The following is a 16633-nucleotide window of genomic DNA, read 5'->3' on the forward strand; positions in this document are numbered from 1 at the left end:
TCTGATTATTATAACCCAAAATCTTCAAATCACCAAACAAAGAGAAAAAATCCCGGTAATTCCGGGATTTTGAACAACTTACTTTAAAACATATTTTAAGGATTCAATAATGCTATGTGCGGTTAGGGTACTCTGGCCAAAATGCTCGGCATAATAGTCCCCAGCCTTGCCGTGATAAAAAACGCCAGCCCGGGCAGCTTCAAAAAGATTGACGTTTTGTCCGGCAATTCCGGCAATCATCCCGGCCAGAACATCGCCACTGCCACCCGTGGCCATTCCCGGATTTCCTGTGGAATTAAACCAGATTTCGCCATTGGTTCCAAAGATCATCGTCCGATATCCTTTTAATACCACCACGACCTGATATTCCATCGCAAATTTCTGACCGTACCCAATAGGATCTTTTAAGATGTCTTCCCGAGGCACGTCAATAAGCTTGGAAAACTCAGCAAAATGAGGGGTAATAACCACCGGAGTTTTTGATTCTTTTAAAGAATCCACCACCACGGCCAGATGATGAATCCCATCGGCATCAATCACCACCGGCAGACTGCCTTCCAGTAAATGCTCCAGAATAAAGCTATAATTCTTGGCCCGGCCAATCCCCGGTCCAATTAAAATTACCTTTTTGCGGTCATGCTTGATGTCGTCCGAGGTAATATTACAGTCATAGGTCTTAATCAAAGCTTCAGCCGGGGCCCGGGCCACCACCGGAATATAAATATCCTGGGGCACATAGCAAGTCACCAGACCGCCACCGCTTTTCAGGGCCCCTTCGATTGAGAGGATTCCAGCCCCGCTCATCCCCTTGGAACCGGCAATCACAACCACTGAGCCGTAATCGTATTTATGGGTATTCTTTTTTCGTTTCTGCGGAAATTTAAGATCACTTTCCTGAGTATAGTATTTTTCATTGGGAATGCTGTTTTCATCAATCCCGATATCAATCAGAATGGTATCACCAGTATAATCAGGTCCATCATTTAACAGACAACCGGTTTTATAATTCTGGATCACAATGGTCTTATCGGCAAAAATCCCATTTCCAATGGTCAAACCAATATCGCCCCTGAGGCCAGACGGAATATCAATGGCAATTTTCTCCCGATCAAAATCATTAACCAGATCAAAGATGCGATTGTAACTGGCCGGAATTTCTTTATCCGCCAGGCCAGTACCAAAGATGGCATCAACCACATGGGTAGCCCGTTTCATAATCAGACTCAGATCTTCCAAATCAGCGTCATCCTGCAGGGTGCGGATGGGAATATTTTTATCTTCCAGCCGCTTAAGACTGATCTGACTGTCTTCCGACAATTTTTCCCGATCTGCAGTCAAGAATAAATGGACGGTATAACCATCCTCAATCAATGACCGGCCGATGACCAGTCCATCACCACCGTTGTTGCCTGGTCCGCACAAAATGATAATCTGAGCCTTTTCATCAAGATCTACCTTGATAACTTCGGCGCAAGCATGCCCCGCCCGTTCCATCAATTCAATGCTGGGTGTCCCGGCAGCTACGGCATGGCGATCCATAACCGCCATTTCTTTTGGTGTGACAACTTTCATTTCTTTCCTCTTTTCCCATCCATGAAAAATAATCCTATGTGTATTGTCATTATATCAAATAGACGGTTTTTGTAAACCATCAAACGAATAAAGCCGCCAATTCTGACGGCTTTATGATAATCCTATTTAATTTTATCTTAATGCATCAAGTGCTTTGATGGTTTTAGCATCAATTTTTCCGGTTTCGGTGAGCCCATTAGCTTTTTGGAAAGCCTTCACCGCCGTCTCAGTGGCGTCATCAAAGGTTCCCGTGGCCGACTCGGCGGCCAGATATTTCTGGGCCACTAAAATCTGCTGATAGGTTTGCAGCACTTTTCCGCTGTCGCCTTTTTCAAATTTAACGTCTTCGGCAACCAAAGAGATAATGGTGGAGCGATCCAGCTTCCCGGTTTGCTCCAGACCCTTCATCGCCTGATAGGTTTTAATCGCCGTCTGCACCTCTTCTGTCAGCTCACTGGAGGGTTGACTGATCAGAAAACCCAGTGAATATAAGATCTGTTGATATTCAAGAATCTCTTCATTTTTATCACCCAACGTGTATTCGGTTATAACGATGGTAGTACCATCGTCGGTTTTAATTTCTGTTGTCTTATCTTCGCTCTCCGCTTCACCATTATTGATGGTCAGCATTTCGGGTTCCATCCCGACGGCAATGGAATAAACATCAGAAATCCCCTTTTCGGTCATGGTCAACTGATCCGCAGCCGAATAGACATCCTCAATCACAAAGGATGAAGTCAAAAAAATCAAAAATATGGTCATCACGATATAAAGAAAAACATCTTTAAATCGTTTGAACGGGGTATTTTTATTCATCTTCCTCACCTGTCCAGTTATGCCAAACTGCCTGAACATCTTCATTATCATCAAACATATCGATCATTTTTAACATTTTTTTAATTTCAGTGGCATCGATCAGTTCGACTTCGGTGGATGGGATCATGGCAATTTCAGCCGAAGCCAATTCGTAGCCTTCCTGTTTCAGGGCATCACAAACCTGGCCAAAATCCACCGGCTCGGTGCTGATTTCATAACCTTCTTCAGCAGTTTCAATATCTTCGGCACCGGCATCAAGAGCCAGCATCATCAGTGCCTCTTCATCCAGACCATCAGCTTTTTCGATCATGATCTGGCCTTTTTTAGTAAACAGAAAACCCACACAACCACTGGTACCGAGATTTCCGCCATTTTTATCAAAGGCATGACGAACATCGCCAGCAGTCCGGTTTTTGTTGTCCGTTAGGGTCTCAACAATCACCGCAACGCCACCCGGTCCGTAACCTTCATAGGTAATTTCTTCATAGACACTACCCTGCAATTCACCGGCACCTTTTTTGATCGCCCGGTCAATGTTGTCATTGGGCATATTGGCAGCCTTCGCTTTGGCGATGGCTTCTTTTAATTTTGCATTCATATCCGGATCGCTGCCACCCTCCCGGGATGCCACCGCAATATATTTTGCTAACTTGGTAAAGATTTGACCGCGTTTCGCGTCTGCTTTTCCTTTTTTGTGTTTAATAGTCGACCATTTTGAATGTCCAGACATCGACAACCTCCTCGTTTATATATGTTTTACAATGTGTTATTATAACATACTGTTCTTTTTTAACAAGCATGTTTTTTGATTCTTAAACCTCTGCCTCAATCTTATTGACTTCCGACTCCAGTTCTTTTCGCAGTAAGATCAACTGGATAATGTCCTCCTGAGCAAACAGGTCATCAAATATTTTTTCGTAGTGGGAGGCCTTATCACCATGATTGAGTTTGTATAAATGGCCAATATTATCGAGTATGCTGGTAACCAGACTGGATTTAATACCAAACAGCCGCTGGGCACTTTGGATCTCCTCACGGATCGATGACATTTCCCGATCCACTTCGTTGACGGCATTGGCCGCATTGATTAGCCGCATTTTAATGGCTTCCGGGATGTTTTCTTTATATTTATAGTTTAAGGAATGCTCGATGATCGACCAGAAGTTCATGGCCAGGGTACGAATCTGAATTTCCACGAGGATGGACTGCTTACCGGACACACAAAAAACCGGGTAACGGATAATCAGATGATAGCTTTTATAGCCGCTTGGCTTGGCTTCGTTCAGATAATCCTTAACCTTGACAACATCCATATCGCAGTTTGTCCGTTTGCGAATCAACTCAACGACCTCGTAAATGTCTTCTTCAAACTGGCACATAATACGAATACCGGCAATGTCCTGAATGGTTTCCTCCAGGGCTTCAATATCAACGCCATACTTATTAATTTTTTCCAGAATACTGGCCACGCTCTTAACCCGGCCATAAACCGATTCAATCGGGGAGTATTCACCAATTTTCTCATACTGCTCTTTTAAACTTGTGAATTTTAATACGATCTCATCCACTGCCTGATGATAAGGGATGAGAAATTCTTGCCAATATTTTGTTCCCAAGGACTTTACCTCTTTTTATTTTTCCCAGAGAATTTTCGTCCCTGGTAATTATTTTCCTGCTCCATGCGAGCGTCAAGCTCATCTTTAATTTTCCACCAGCTGGTATTCCAGTTGGTAATAACAGAGTCCTCTTTGGGCACCCGGCCAATTAGCCGCTGTACCACAATTTTGGGGTCAAGATACTCCAAAAATAAAATTCCCCGGGTGATATAGTCATCCTTCGGGAGAAGTGTCAGCTTTCTGTCTTGATACCACTGTTCCAATAGCGTGTCTTTTTCGATGTATAAACTATGACACTTAACAAAATCAGTTTTTTTGCGGGATAAAAGCTTCGCACCGCTGATCACATCAGCTTCGCTATCCCAGGGTAAATCCAGAATCATATGGGTGCAGGTTAACAGACCGGCTGCTTTAATCCGATCGATGGCCTGTTCGTAGTCAGCCAGGGTATGCCCCCGCTTAATGATTTTCAGGGTTTCTTCGTTAGCGCTCTGCAATCCCAACTCAATTGTTACCTCAACGCCCTGTTCGGCTTTAACTGTTTCCAGAAAATAAAGCTGCTCGTCGGTGATACAATCCGGCCGGGTTGAAACCGAAATCTCCACTACATCCGGGCGAAGCGCTGCCAGAATCCATTTCTTAAAGTCTGAAAATTCACAATAGGTGTTTGAAAAGCTCTGAAAATAGGCTATAAACTTTTTTGCGTGATAGCGTTTGCCAATATAGGCAATATTTTTTTCCAGCTGTTCGCTGACGGACAACTGATCCGACAAGGTTTCGTTGCCTCCACCCTTGGCACCGCAATAGACACAGCCACCGCTCCCCCGGGTACCGTCGCGGTTGGGGCAGGTCACCGGGATATTGATTGGAATCTTATATACTTTTTCGCCATAGCGTTCTTTGAGCCAAATCGAATAGATGTTATATCGATAGTCTGTCATGGGTTTTATTTATTTCCTCAATAAGATTAAACAGACGAACCGTTTTATTGCTAATCAGGTTCGTCTGAAACGTTTATATTAATTTAGTGACACATTCTGGCAATTCTTCTTTTTCACAGCTTAAGCTGAGAACGAATTTTATATCATGTTTTTCTGTAAGTTGTTGAATTTTTTGAACAATTTTACAAATGTCCTCTGGTGACTGATAATCAATCAGCCGTAAGGTATTATCAATAAAAACAATTTTTACATCATAATTCTCTGCAATAACCCCGCTAATGAAGCCAAAAAGCTGATCTGTTCCAACGATGCCAAACTCCTCCAGGTTTGTGAATCTGATTTTAGTATCTACTTTTACTCGATATTTGTCTCTGTCATTAAGAAAAATGATATCCCCTTCGCAGGTCTCCAGCGCAGTGTTTGCCATGTCAATCATTTTTTTTGTTTTGCCGCTTCCTTTTGAACCGTATACAAATTCAATCATTTTAGACACCTCATTTCATATTGATAACTTCATTATAAGGGTAAGTATCAATAATTTCAATCATTTTTAAAGAAATCAGCATTACATTTCAAAATAATATGCTATAATAAAAAAAATTGAACCTTACGGAGGTCACCGTTTGAATACCTCAGATCACTATGAATCGCTTGTGTCACTTTTTGATAAACAATTACAATTTGCACAAAACCTACAAAAGAAGATTATTCCGTCCCCGGGCTCATTTGTGTCCGATCACTATCATTTTTACAGTTATTTAAAACCCTTTCGCAAAGTCGGTGGGGATTTCTATGATTTTCATTTTATGGATAATGGCAAGATCAGTCTTTTGATCGCTGATGCCACCGGTCACGGTATCGATGCGGCAATGATTACCAGCATGATCAAACTCAGCTATTCCTATACCATGAAAGACAGTCGCATCAACCAGTCTCCCAGCCTGGTGTTAAAGCAGATTGAGTCCGATATCAGCCAGCAAATGGACAACACCTTCTTTACCGCCATCGCTCTGGTCTTGGATCCCAGTGAAGAGGTTTTATATTTTGCCAACGCTGGACATCCCGATGCAGTGCTTTTAAAAGCCAATCACAAGATCGAGCTGCTTAAACCCAACCTGCCGATGCTGGGATTGCAGCAATTTATGAAAACCATGCACTATTTTGATATGCGCATCAATTTTTCCCGAAACGATAAACTGCTGCTCTTTACCGACGGTCTCGTCGATGCCAAAAATCCTGAGCGGGAAGAGTTCTCAATGGACCGGATCATCTCAGTTGTCAAACAGAACCCGGATCTGCCGATCAACCTTCTGGGCAGCCATATCATTGATGCCTGTGCCAAATTCAAACAGGGTCAGCCCCCATCCGATGATATCTGCATTTTAGGGATCGAGGTCGATGACTAGTTTTCTAATGGAAATCTAATCCTTTCTGACTAAACTAATGGTATACGTTATTTGGAGGTTTTCGCCAAAAATCTCATGAAAGGACGGATTACCATGTTAGAACCTAAACGAATATTAATCTTAACCTGCTCCCACGGGTCGGGCCATAAAATGGTAGCCCAAACCCTTAAAGAAAGCTTTGAAGCCCGGGGTCATCTTGTCTCGGTTGAGGATCTGTTCGATAAAACCAATCCCACGCTCAACCGGATGATTGAAAAATCCTATCTGCTTTCCTATTCGATTGGTAGCAGCTTTTACGAACGGGTTTATTACGATGTCGAAGAATATGCCCATAATAAACTGATGTACAACCTCTGGAATTTTACCAGCAAAGCCTTATTAAAAATGGTTGACGCATTTAAACCGGACTGTATTATCAATACTTATGGCTATACCATCTCAGCCATTCTAAAAAAAGATAATTACCCCCATATCAAGCTTTTTACCGTTGTCACTGATTTTTGTATTCCTAAACCCTGGATTCATCAGGAAACCGATCGTTATTATGTCGCCTGCGAAAACGTTGAAGAGACGCTGATCGGCGAGAGCATTCCTCGGGAAAGAATCTTAAAAACCGGGATTCCCATCCGGGACGCTTTCTATGCCAGGGAAAACCGTCAGGCCATTCTAAAAAAATATAATCTCAATCCCCATAAAAAAATCCTGATCATTTTTGCTGGAACCTATGGGGTACTGAAAAACATCAAGGAAATTTGTCAACGGACTGATCGGATGAATAATCTCCAGACCATTGTCATCTGCGGCAAAAATCAACATCTCCAACGGGAACTTGAAATGGAAAACCTGCAAAATACCCGGATCTTCGGTTTTGTTCCGGATATCCATGAATTTTATACTGCTGGTGATCTGATGGTCACCAAACCTGGCGGCATCACCCTGAGTGAGGTGGTAGCCAAAAAAATTCCGGTTATTCTTTATAATCCCACCCCTGGTCAGGAAGGCGAAAATGCCTGTTGGTTTAAACGACAGGGGGCCGCAGTTGTTGCCAATAATTTTAATGAACTGATCCTTGCCATTGATGCACTCAAGGAAAACGAAATTAAACGTTTTTCAATAAAAAACAGTCTGAGCAAAATTTATTATGGTCATGCAGCCAACCTGATCACCCAGGACGTTCTAACTCAGTTAACACTAGCAGATGGCGTTCCATATCTGACAGAATCCATTTAAACTAACGAAAGCTCTTTTTAAGCATATTCGTTTACCATTGGCTTGTTTACTGACAGGTGAATGTGAACTTTAGCTGCTCTGCTGATCAGCATCGTAAAGATAAATCTCTAAAGATAAATGATTGAAAAGAGGAATTAAATGTGAAACCACGAATAATCAGTGATAGCTCATGTGATTTACCTAAAGATTTTCTGGAAAAGGACGGGATTGATTTTTCGCTGGTTCCTTTAAAAATAATCGTTGGCAATCACGAATTTATCGATGATGAAACCCTCAATCCCAAAGAACTGATTGCCGCAATGAAAGCTGAAAAAACAGCGACCTCCTCGTCATGCCCCTCCCCCGAGGATTTTGCGGCTGAACTGCGAAAAAATAAGGAAAGTTATGTGATTACCATGACTTCTGGATTAAGCGGCACCTACAACAGTGCCCGGGTTGCTAAAAATATGGTTCTTGAAGAAGATGATTCCCTAAAAATCAGCCTCTTCGATACCCACGCCACCTCCCCGGTGATGATTTTAATGGTGATGAAACTCCGGGATCTGATCAAAACCGGCGATATGGATTTTGACACCATCAGTGAAAAATTATCCCTTTATCTGGAGACTCTGAATCTACGGTTTTTACTCCAGGATCTTTCTAATCTGGTTAAGAGCGGCCGGATGAATCGAGTGGCTGGCGCAGTCGCTTCAGCACTCTCAATCATGCCCATTTTCAGATCTGATGATAAAGGCGAAATTCAGCTGGTCACTAAGGCCCGGGGCATCAAAAAAGCCCTGTCCAGTCTTGCCAGCATGGTTGAAGAAAAAATCAAGACCCAACCCCAGTTTCCGGTGGTCATTACCCATTGCAATAATCTCAGTCAGGCTGAAATTCTCAAGGATCTGCTGGAAAAACGCTTTGATCTCAAAGAAATTTACATCTTTCCGATGCACGGCTTAACCACCTACTATTCCAACGATAAAGGCCTGCTCATGGCTTTTTAATAAACGCTTAAAATCACATAAATAAAAGGACTTAAGCCAGATTTGGTTTAAGTCCTTTATTTTTAACTAAATTATTAGCATTATTCCGTCAGTCGGTACTCATCCATGGCCTGATTTACCAGCAAATCAGCCCGGTTGTTGTAGGGATTGTCAGCATGGCCTTTAACTTTGTGAAAAATGACCTTATGGCGGTTGACCAGCTGATCCAGCTCGATCCAGATTTCCCGGTTTTTTAACGCCCCGGCTTTACCCCGACTCCAGTTCTTGGCCTTCCAGCTGCCAATCCAGTTCTGCAGATAGGCATTGACGACATAGGCTGAATCGCTGTAAATATGCACCTCACAGGACTCCTTTAATAGTTTCAGGCCTTCAATCACCGCCAACAACTCCATCTGATTGTTGGTGGTATTTTCATAGGCCCGCTTATACTCTTTGGTCACATTCTTTTCGGGATAAATCAGCACCCCGCCAATGGCGCCCAGATTCTCACCTTCCTTGCCATTACCCCGGCAACCCCCATCGGTATAGAGATGAATCACTTTCATCGTTGCTATTTTACCACGATGTTGAAAATTTTTCCGGGTACGTAAATCTCTTTGACAACCGTTTTCCCCTGGGTATACGCCTGGATATTTTCCTGAGCCAGAGCAATCGCTTTGGCTTCGTCTTTATCGGCAGCCACTGGAATGGTAATCGTTCCCCGCACCTTGCCATTGATCTGAACTGCCATTTCAATGACATCATCGACCGTTTTAGCTTCATCATATTGCGGCCAGACGGCATCATCAAGAGTTCCACCGAAGTCCATAATCTGCCAGATTTCCGAAGTGATATGGGGCGCGACCGGATAGAGCAATTGCAGAAAAGTCTTAAAGGCGTCGCGGGTAATTGAACCTTCCCGGTTGAATTCATTAAGCAGGGTCATCAACGCCGCAATCGCGGTATTGTATTTCATTTCTTCATAATCATCGCTGACTTTTTTAATGGTTTTATGAATGGCTGTTTCCAACACCTGACCATAGCCCGCTTCATCAGTCACAATCTCCTGAAGTTTCCAGACCCGATCAAGAAAGCGGCGACAGCCTTTTGCACCATTATCGGACCAGGGCGCCGCTTTTTCATAATCCCCGATAAACATAATGTAGGTTCTCAGGGTATCGGCCCCAAACTCCTCAATGATAACATTGGGGTTGACCACGTTGCCCTTGGATTTGGACATTTTTTCACCATCGTTGCCAAGAATCAACCCTTGAGCGGTTCGTTTGGTATAGGGCTCCCGCACCGGTACACAGCCAATGTCAAACAAAAACTGATGCCAGAAGCGTGAGTAAAGCAAATGTCTTGTAACGTGTTCCATCCCGCCGTTATACCAGTCCACCGGCATCCAGTATTTCAGTTTTTCCGGGGAGGCAAAGGCTTCATCGTTCTTGTTATCAAAATAACGCAGGAAATACCAACTGGAACCGGCCCACTGGGGCATGGTATCGGTTTCCCGTTCGGCCGGGCCACCACACTCGGGACAAGTGGTTTGATACCATTCGGGGATATTGGCCAGTGGCGACTTACCGGTATCAGTGGGGGTATAACTTTCCACCATCGGCAATTCCAACGGCAGCTGATCTTCAGGCACCGGTACCATTCCGCATTTGGGACAGTGGACAATCGGTATCGGTTCACCCCAATAACGTTGTCGGTTAAAAGCCCAGTCCTTCATTTTATAATTGATGGTGCGTTTACCCAATTTTTCCTTTTCCAGGAAGTCGATGGTTTTCTGGATCGCCTCTTTGACTTCCAAGCCGTTTAAAAAGCCGGAGTTAACCATTTCGCCCGAATCGGTATTGGTATATGCCGCTTCGGTAACATCGCCACCTTTGATAACTTCAATAATTGGCAGCTTAAATTTTCTGGCAAAATCCCAGTCTCTTGTATCATGGCCAGGCACAGCCATGATCGCACCGGTACCGTAGCCCATCATGACATAGTCGGCAATAAAAATCGGGATCTCAGTATTTGTCACCGGATTGATCGCCTGGATGCCCAGGATCCGCACCCCAGTTTTATCCTTAGCCAACTGCACCCGTTCAAATTCAGTTTTGCGTTTAGCCTGTTCCTGATAATCAACCAGCTCATCCATATTGGTAATCGCTTCGGACAGCTCGTTAATCAGTGGATGTTCGGGCGCAATAACCATAAAGGTGGCGCCAAACAGGGTGTCCGGCCGGGTAGTAAAGACCCGCAGCGCTTTGTCATAACCGGCGATGGTAAAGTCAACTTCAGCACCCACCGATTTACCAATCCAGTTTTCCTGTTCCAGGCGGATCCGCGGCAGATAATCGACGTCATCCAATCCTTTTAGCAGTTCTTCGGCATAGTTTCTGATTTTTAAGAACCAAACGTCTTTTTCCAGCTGCACCACTTCGCTACCGCAACGGTCACACTTGCCGTCCCGGAAGTCTTCGTTAGCCAGTACCACCTTGCAACCATTGCAGAAATTGACATAGGTTCGATCCCGAAAAGCCAGGCCATGTTTAAACAATTGTAAAAAAATCCATTGCGTCCATTTATAATAGCTGGGATCAGTGGTATCAATTTCTTTATCCCAGTCAAAGGCATAGCCAATCCGTTTTAACTGATTGGTAAAGACTGCAATATTCTCATCAGTCACTTCCCGGGGATGACGGCCGGTTTGAATGGCATAGTTTTCAGTCGGTAAGCCAAAGGCATCCCAGCCAATCGGAAAGAGGACGTTAAAGCCTTCCATCCGACGTTTTCGGGCAATCACTTCCAGGGATGTGTAGGCACGTACGTGACCGACGTGAAGCCCGACGCCAGAGGGATAGGGAAATTCAACCAGTCCGTAAAATTTTTCCTTATCTGAGTTTTCTTCCATCCGGAAGGTTTCATTTTCTTCCCAATGCTTCTGCCAGCGCTCTTCTATTCTTTTATGCTCGTATGTTGACATATTTCCTCCATTTACTCGCCTGCCTGTATCTCCCTGCTTAAATCAGAACAACAGTAAGCTTTTGCTTTTATTATTTTTGACGACCTGTTCAATAGCCTATTAAACATCTTTAAAAGATAAAAAATCCTTTATTTTATCCGCCGCTGCGAAAAAAAAATCCGCTCCCCCGAAAAGGGACGAACTTTTTCCGGTCTCCTAATGATCTTCAACCCTCATTATAAATAAGGGCGGAACAGCTGTCAATCATTTGTGCTTTTTTTTCGCTTATGATATACTAAACTCCAGAAAACTGCAAAGGAGCATTTATGTATCCCTTACTTAAAATCAATAAGCAAAAAATAGTTGAAAATACGCAAGCCATTATCCAGCGCACCAATAAATTAGGGGTCGCTGTCACTGCTGTCACTAAATGTACCGGCGGCAACCTGGAAATTGCCCAGGCTTTTCTGGATGGAGGCGCCACCACAATCGGTGATTCCCGGATAAAAAACCTTAAAAATTTGGCCCCACTACCCTGTGAAAAATGGCTGATCCGGGTGCCGATGCCCAGTGAGGTTAATCATGCCGTTGCCTATGCGACACTATCTTTAAACAGCGAAATAACAACCATCCGGCTGTTAAATCAGGCGGCCCAGGCTCAGGGCAAAATCCATGGCATCCTCTACATGCTTGACCTGGGGGATCTGCGTGAAGGTCTATTTATTGGTGACGGAAATCCCGCTAAACCAGAAATTGAAGCCTTAATCGCAGCCGCTTTTGCGAAACTGGATCAGGATATTAAAGAAATTGCCGCTATGAAAAATATCAAACTCCGTGGTATTGCCACCAATGCCACCTGCGTTGGTGCCACCATCCCCACTCCCCAAACCTTTGGGGCTTTTTTTAAGGTTAAAGCCCGGATTGAAGAAAATTATCAGCTTCCCTGCGAGATTGTTTCCGGTGGGAATTCCAGCGCCTATTATCTGGTCGACAATGAAACGCTTCCTGGGGAAATCAACAACCTGCGACTGGGCGATGTGATCCTGTTTGGACGGGAGTCGGCCTATTATCACTGCTATGATTATCTCCATCAGGATGCCTTTATTCTGGATGTTGAGATCCTTGAGTTGCAGGATAAACCCACCTATCCCGTTGGTGAAATCGGGCGCAATGCCTTCGGCGAAATCCCCACCTTTGAGGATAAAGGAATCCGTCGTCGAGCCATCTGCGGTCTGGGTCGCCAGGACACCGATACTGACCATATCTTTCCCCTTTTGCCGGGACTGACCATCGAAGGTTCCAGTTCCGATCATCTGGTGATTGACGTCAGCGATGCCAAAACCACCTATCAGGTCGGCGACATCATCAGCCTGCGCTGCGATTACGTCGGGGCGCTTCACGCTGCCACTTCATCTTATGTTGACAAAATTGTTATCACCCAATAAATATATAGCGAATTAGACAAGGAGAATTATTAATGAAAGACGAAACCACCTACCGCATCCCCTTTGACATTCTGGAAGCATTCATGACCGATGCCTTAAAAGGGATTGGCGTACCTGAAGAAGACGCCAAGATCTGTGCCGACATCCTGATTAGCTCCGATAAACGGGGAATTGATTCCCACGGCATCGGCCGTTTAAAACCAATCTACTACGACCGAATCAAGCAGGGCATCCAAAATCCGGTGACGGAATTTGAAGTCGTCAAAGAAACGTTTACCACTGCGGTCATCGACGGTCACGATGGCATGGGCCATGTCATTGCTAAAAAAGCCATGCAGATGGCGATTGATAAAGCCAAGATCTACGGCATGGGAATGACTGTCGTCCGAAATTCCACCCATTATGGTTTTGCCGGTTACTATCCGCTGATGGCCATCGAAAACAATATGATCGGGATGACCGGCACCAATGCCCGTCCGTCGATTGCACCAACCTTTGGGGTCGAAAACATGCTCGGCACCAACCCCATCACCGTCGGGGTACCCAGTGATGAGCCCTTCCCCTTTGTGCTGGACTGCGCCACCTCAGTTTCCCAGCGAGGTAAAATTGAAGTTTATGACCGGGAAAACAAGGATCTCCCCGATGGCTGGGTCATTGACCGCCAGGGACGAAGCCGTACCGATACTAAACAGATCCTGATCGATTTAGTCAAAGGTGAGGCTGCCCTGACACCGCTGGGCGGCATCGGCGAAGACACCGGTGGCTATAAGGGTTATGGTTATGCCACCTTCGTGGAAATCCTCTCGGCGGCCCTCCAGAGCGGGTCTTTCTTAAAAGGCCTACTTGGTTTTGACGCCAATGGCAAGGCTCAGCCCTACCATCTTGGCCATTTCTTTATTGCTATTAACATCGAAAACTTTACCGAACCAGAATCCTTCAAGAAAATCACCGGCGACATCTTAAGAGACCTTCGGGCCTCAGAGAAAATGCCCGGTCAGGAACGAATCTATACCGCCGGTGAAAAGGAGTATGAAGTCTGGCTCGATCGCAAAGACAAAGGCACCCCGGTAAATGAAGCGCTGATTAAAGACATTCTCGATATTAAAGCCGAATTGGGACTTAAACAATACCACTTCCCATTTGAAAAATAACGAAAGCTTTCTTAATAGAAAGCAAAAAGAAACGGATTAAACCCCGTTTCTTTTTACTTTTACAATTATATTTTTAATAGGTTTCGACAAATAATTCAAAATAGGCCTGGGCATGTTTGCAGGCTGGACATTCATCAGGTGCTTCAGCACCTTCATAAATATAACCACAGTTGCCGCATTTCCATTTGACATCACTGAACCGTTTGAAAGTACGGCCTAACTCAATGTTCGCCGCCAGTTTCAGATAACGGGTTTCATGGGCCTTTTCAGCGACACAAACCTGAAGCCAGGTTTCGGCTATTTCGTCAAAGCCTTCCTGTTTGGCGATTTCCGCAAATTTCGGATAAAGCTCGTTCCATTCTTCGTTTTCTCCGGAAGCTGCATGCAATAAATTGTTTTTGGTATCCCCCAGGGCAACTGGGAAAGTAGCACTTACTGGAATTTCAACCGCATTGCCCAATGTGTATTCATTGGCCGCAATGTGCTTGTAGAACAACTCACCATGTTCTTTTTCATTGTTGGCTGTTTCTGTGAAGATCTCACTGATCTGAACATAACCTTCTTTTTTGGCGATGGATGCAAAATACGTATAGCGCATTCTTGCCTGAGATTCACCTGCAAAAGATGTCATTAAATTAACTAACGTCTGTGTTCCTTGTAATTTACCCATTTTTTCCTCCCTTATAATGATTATAAACTTACTCTAATTATATACCAGATTTGGCAAAAATGAAACATCTAAATTATTCTGATTTATTTAGCATATCTATAAACTGAATCAGTGCCTGAGCAGCCTGGAACGGTCCATTCTGTTCATAGCCAGGAATGCCCAACTGGGTCCGGATCATACCGATTTGTACCCCTGTTTCCTGCATTTTTTTGAATGTTTTCTTGGCAATTTTTTCATGCTCGTCTTTTAACTGCACCGCGCCAAAGGGGTTTGCAAAGTAGGTTGTCGTAATCCCCACTTCTCCAGTGGTACCCTTGGCCATCCGCTTGCCCTCAGAAAAGACAGCGTAGGCCTGATCCAGATCATTAAACAGTTCGATGGCGGGGGCCGACTCTGAGATTTCTTCATAGTTATTTATGTAAAAAACAAAGTCCACCCGGGTCGATCTGGAAATTTCTTCATAGGACATCTGCGGTACAATGACCCGGGCATTGACGATATTGGGGTTCATAAAAATACTCCGGTCCATGGTACTGTAGGCGTAGCCCGGCTGGAGGTCATCGAGTCGGACAAAGGCGCCTATTTCGGTACCTACGGCCATCAGCTCGCCTTCTTTATTAAAATGAAGGGAACCCATATCATCGATCAAAATATCAAAGTCACAGGCCAGCTCTTTGGGAAGCTTATTGATGGCTTCCAGGGTTTCCGATTTACCGGCCCCGCTATCGCCAATCAGCATGATGTTGGCTGACTTCCGGCCACCAACCCGAATCTTGGCAAATGCGCCATGAACCGGCATGGCCTTCTTTTCAATCTGAATAACATTATGCAGGGTCAGCATCATTTTTTTCATATAACCAAAGTAGTCAATCTCTGCAGTATCTGGCAAGAGTCCATAATAGACGTCATCTTCTTTTGCAACAAAGCCCAATTTTTCATCATCCTCAAAAAGCGCTCCGTCCAATCCAAAAAATACCACCGCATCTGGTTTTTGTTTGGTAAATTCTTCTGGAGTAGCCATTTCAAAAAGATTAAATAAGCCTGCTCCCAGGGCTAAAAATTCTTTTTGAACATAAACAATCGACAATAAACGGCCGACCTTTACGGGAATGGCGAACCATTCATCGCAATCCAGGTAGAATTTTTGTAAAATCCGTTTATCCTTCACCGGAAAAATCCCATCACGCTTGCTGGACTGCGTATAAAAAATCACTGGTGGTTCAAAAATTGCCTCCCAGACGTAGGGTACCTTGTACAGTGAATCATTTTTGCTCTTAACCCCCCGATCAAACTCAAATTTGTCGGTTAGAAAAGCTACCTGAGCACCACTGGGCAACTGCCGGTAAATGCTGACGCTTTTCCCGGTGACGTTGAAGTGGATATTGCGATAAAGATCCAACACCATTTTTTTGAAGGCATCATTGTTGGAGGCTAGGGAATAAGCCTTGGATCGTTTGGTATTTTCGTCCGGACTGTATTCATCGGTTTTAATCATAAAACGTTGAATACTGCGCCAATAGTTGTAAAACCCTTCCAGAAATCCCAGAAACAGCTGGGAATATTCTTCATAGGTAAACTGGATATCAAAATATCCGGATTGGATAATCTCATCCAGCGAATTAATATTCAGTAGATAAACAAAATCAATGAAGGCCGTTTCATTAAACTCGCCCTTGCTATTTTTAAATGGCTCCAAGGTCCGCAACAGATAGGACTTTTTTACAGTCAATTCATCAATGAAGGTTCTGACCAATTTTTTGAACAGGGTGGACTTAATAATCTGGCCAAAATTGGTGAATTTGAGATCACCCTTTATCAAAGCTGTCCGTTCCAAATTAATATTTTTTGATTCCATGTTT

15 protein-coding genes are annotated in these 16633 nt (G+C 44.1%); 5 read left to right on the forward strand and 10 right to left on the reverse strand.

The genetic code is table 11. From position 1 onward, the window contains the following. Nucleotides 1-78 precede the first annotated feature (78 nt). From ACWI_RS13840 to ACWI_RS13865, 6 genes are all read right to left on the reverse strand, one after another. Nucleotides 79-1572, reverse strand: coding sequence for a bifunctional ADP-dependent NAD(P)H-hydrate dehydratase/NAD(P)H-hydrate epimerase (locus ACWI_RS13840; protein WP_070372032.1), 1494 nt, complete (start codon nucleotides 1570-1572; stop codon nucleotides 79-81). A gap of 132 nt (nucleotides 1573-1704) precedes the next feature. Next, nucleotides 1705-2388, reverse strand: a complete 684-nt coding sequence (locus tag ACWI_RS13845; RefSeq protein WP_070372033.1) for a peptidoglycan-binding domain-containing protein — start codon at nucleotides 2386-2388, stop codon at nucleotides 1705-1707. Beyond that, nucleotides 2381-3118, reverse strand: coding sequence for a YebC/PmpR family DNA-binding transcriptional regulator (locus ACWI_RS13850; protein ID WP_070372034.1), 738 nt, complete (start codon nucleotides 3116-3118; stop codon nucleotides 2381-2383). Before ACWI_RS13850 ends, ACWI_RS13845 begins: the two co-directional genes overlap by 8 nt. 82 nt (nucleotides 3119-3200) lie before the next feature. Beyond that, the gene (locus tag ACWI_RS13855) at nucleotides 3201-4004 is read right to left on the reverse strand and encodes a GTP pyrophosphokinase (RefSeq protein ID WP_070372035.1); all 804 of its coding nucleotides are present in this window, start codon (nucleotides 4002-4004) and stop codon (nucleotides 3201-3203) included. 5 nt (nucleotides 4005-4009) lie between these two features. Continuing rightward, a complete protein-coding gene (mnmL, locus tag ACWI_RS13860) occupies nucleotides 4010-4945 on the reverse strand; it encodes a tRNA modification radical SAM protein MnmL/YtqA (protein ID WP_070372036.1) in 936 nt (311 codons plus the stop codon). Nucleotides 4946-5018: 73 nt separating this feature from the next. Further along, a complete protein-coding gene (locus ACWI_RS13865; protein ID WP_070372037.1) occupies nucleotides 5019-5429 on the reverse strand; it encodes a hypothetical protein in 411 nt (136 codons plus the stop codon). A gap of 139 nt (nucleotides 5430-5568) precedes the next feature. On the opposite strand from ACWI_RS13865, the gene ACWI_RS13870 reads away from it, so the two are divergent. The 3 genes from ACWI_RS13870 (at nucleotide 5569) to ACWI_RS13880 (ending at nucleotide 8567) form a co-directional block, all read left to right on the forward strand. After that, on the forward strand, nucleotides 5569-6351 hold the full coding sequence (locus tag ACWI_RS13870; protein ID WP_070372038.1) for a PP2C family protein-serine/threonine phosphatase: 783 nt from the start codon (nucleotides 5569-5571) through the stop codon (nucleotides 6349-6351). 93 nt (nucleotides 6352-6444) lie between these two features. After that, nucleotides 6445-7581 carry an MGDG synthase family glycosyltransferase gene (locus tag ACWI_RS13875; protein ID WP_070372181.1) on the forward strand — a complete coding sequence of 379 codons (1137 nt, stop codon included), beginning with the start codon at nucleotides 6445-6447 and terminating at the stop codon, nucleotides 7579-7581. Nucleotides 7582-7721: 140 nt separating this feature from the next. Continuing rightward, nucleotides 7722-8567 carry a DegV family protein gene (locus tag ACWI_RS13880; RefSeq protein ID WP_070372039.1) on the forward strand — a complete coding sequence of 282 codons (846 nt, stop codon included), beginning with the start codon at nucleotides 7722-7724 and terminating at the stop codon, nucleotides 8565-8567. A gap of 80 nt (nucleotides 8568-8647) precedes the next feature. On the opposite strand, the gene ACWI_RS13885 is transcribed toward ACWI_RS13880, so the two are convergent. Further along, entirely contained in the window at nucleotides 8648-9112 is a 465-nt protein-coding gene (locus tag ACWI_RS13885; RefSeq protein WP_070372040.1) for a ribonuclease H family protein, read from the reverse strand. A gap of 5 nt (nucleotides 9113-9117) precedes the next feature. Next, nucleotides 9118-11529, reverse strand: coding sequence for a leucine--tRNA ligase (leuS, locus tag ACWI_RS13890; RefSeq protein ID WP_070372041.1), 2412 nt, complete (start codon nucleotides 11527-11529; stop codon nucleotides 9118-9120). 305 nt (nucleotides 11530-11834) lie between these two features. Between leuS and ACWI_RS13895 the strand changes: the two genes are divergently transcribed. Next, the gene (locus tag ACWI_RS13895; protein WP_070372042.1) at nucleotides 11835-12953 is read left to right on the forward strand and encodes an alanine/ornithine racemase family PLP-dependent enzyme; all 1119 of its coding nucleotides are present in this window, start codon (nucleotides 11835-11837) and stop codon (nucleotides 12951-12953) included. A gap of 32 nt (nucleotides 12954-12985) precedes the next feature. After that, nucleotides 12986-14104: an Ldh family oxidoreductase gene (locus ACWI_RS13900; protein ID WP_070372043.1), complete on the forward strand. Its 1119-nt coding sequence runs from the start codon at nucleotides 12986-12988 to the stop codon at nucleotides 14102-14104. A 73-nt stretch (nucleotides 14105-14177) separates the two neighbouring features. On the opposite strand, the gene rbr is transcribed toward ACWI_RS13900, so the two are convergent. Next, nucleotides 14178-14774 carry a rubrerythrin gene (rbr, locus tag ACWI_RS13905; protein WP_070372044.1) on the reverse strand — a complete coding sequence of 199 codons (597 nt, stop codon included), beginning with the start codon at nucleotides 14772-14774 and terminating at the stop codon, nucleotides 14178-14180. A 73-nt stretch (nucleotides 14775-14847) separates the two neighbouring features. Next, a complete protein-coding gene (locus tag ACWI_RS13910; protein WP_084633709.1) occupies nucleotides 14848-16629 on the reverse strand; it encodes a phosphoenolpyruvate carboxykinase (ATP) in 1782 nt (593 codons plus the stop codon). Nucleotides 16630-16633: the final 4 nt, after the last annotated feature.

It is taken from the genome of Acetobacterium wieringae (genome assembly GCF_001766835.1).
Lineage (GTDB): Bacteria > Bacillota > Clostridia > Eubacteriales > Eubacteriaceae > Acetobacterium > Acetobacterium wieringae.

What these genes read in the sequence shown, in the direction of transcription:
- ACWI_RS13840 (WP_070372032.1), bottom strand. Translation starts at nt 1,572, where the DNA reads ATGAAAGTTGTCACACCAAAAGAAATGGCGGTTATGGATCGCCATGCC.
- ACWI_RS13845 (WP_070372033.1), bottom strand. Translation starts at nt 2,388, where the DNA reads ATGAATAAAAATACCCCGTTCAAACGATTTAAAGATGTTTTTCTTTAT.
- ACWI_RS13850 (WP_070372034.1), bottom strand. Translation starts at nt 3,118, where the DNA reads ATGTCTGGACATTCAAAATGGTCGACTATTAAACACAAAAAAGGAAAA.
- mnmL (WP_070372036.1), bottom strand. Translation starts at nt 4,945, where the DNA reads ATGACAGACTATCGATATAACATCTATTCGATTTGGCTCAAAGAACGC.
- ACWI_RS13865 (WP_070372037.1), bottom strand. Translation starts at nt 5,429, where the DNA reads ATGATTGAATTTGTATACGGTTCAAAAGGAAGCGGCAAAACAAAAAAA.
- ACWI_RS13875 (WP_070372181.1), top strand. Translation starts at nt 6,445, where the DNA reads ATGTTAGAACCTAAACGAATATTAATCTTAACCTGCTCCCACGGGTCG.
- ACWI_RS13885 (WP_070372040.1), bottom strand. Translation starts at nt 9,112, where the DNA reads ATGAAAGTGATTCATCTCTATACCGATGGGGGTTGCCGGGGTAATGGC.
- leuS (WP_070372041.1), bottom strand. Translation starts at nt 11,529, where the DNA reads ATGTCAACATACGAGCATAAAAGAATAGAAGAGCGCTGGCAGAAGCAT.
- ACWI_RS13895 (WP_070372042.1), top strand. Translation starts at nt 11,835, where the DNA reads ATGTATCCCTTACTTAAAATCAATAAGCAAAAAATAGTTGAAAATACG.
- ACWI_RS13900 (WP_070372043.1), top strand. Translation starts at nt 12,986, where the DNA reads ATGAAAGACGAAACCACCTACCGCATCCCCTTTGACATTCTGGAAGCA.
- rbr (WP_070372044.1), bottom strand. Translation starts at nt 14,774, where the DNA reads ATGGGTAAATTACAAGGAACACAGACGTTAGTTAATTTAATGACATCT.
- ACWI_RS13910 (WP_084633709.1), bottom strand. Translation starts at nt 16,629, where the DNA reads ATGGAATCAAAAAATATTAATTTGGAACGGACAGCTTTGATAAAGGGT.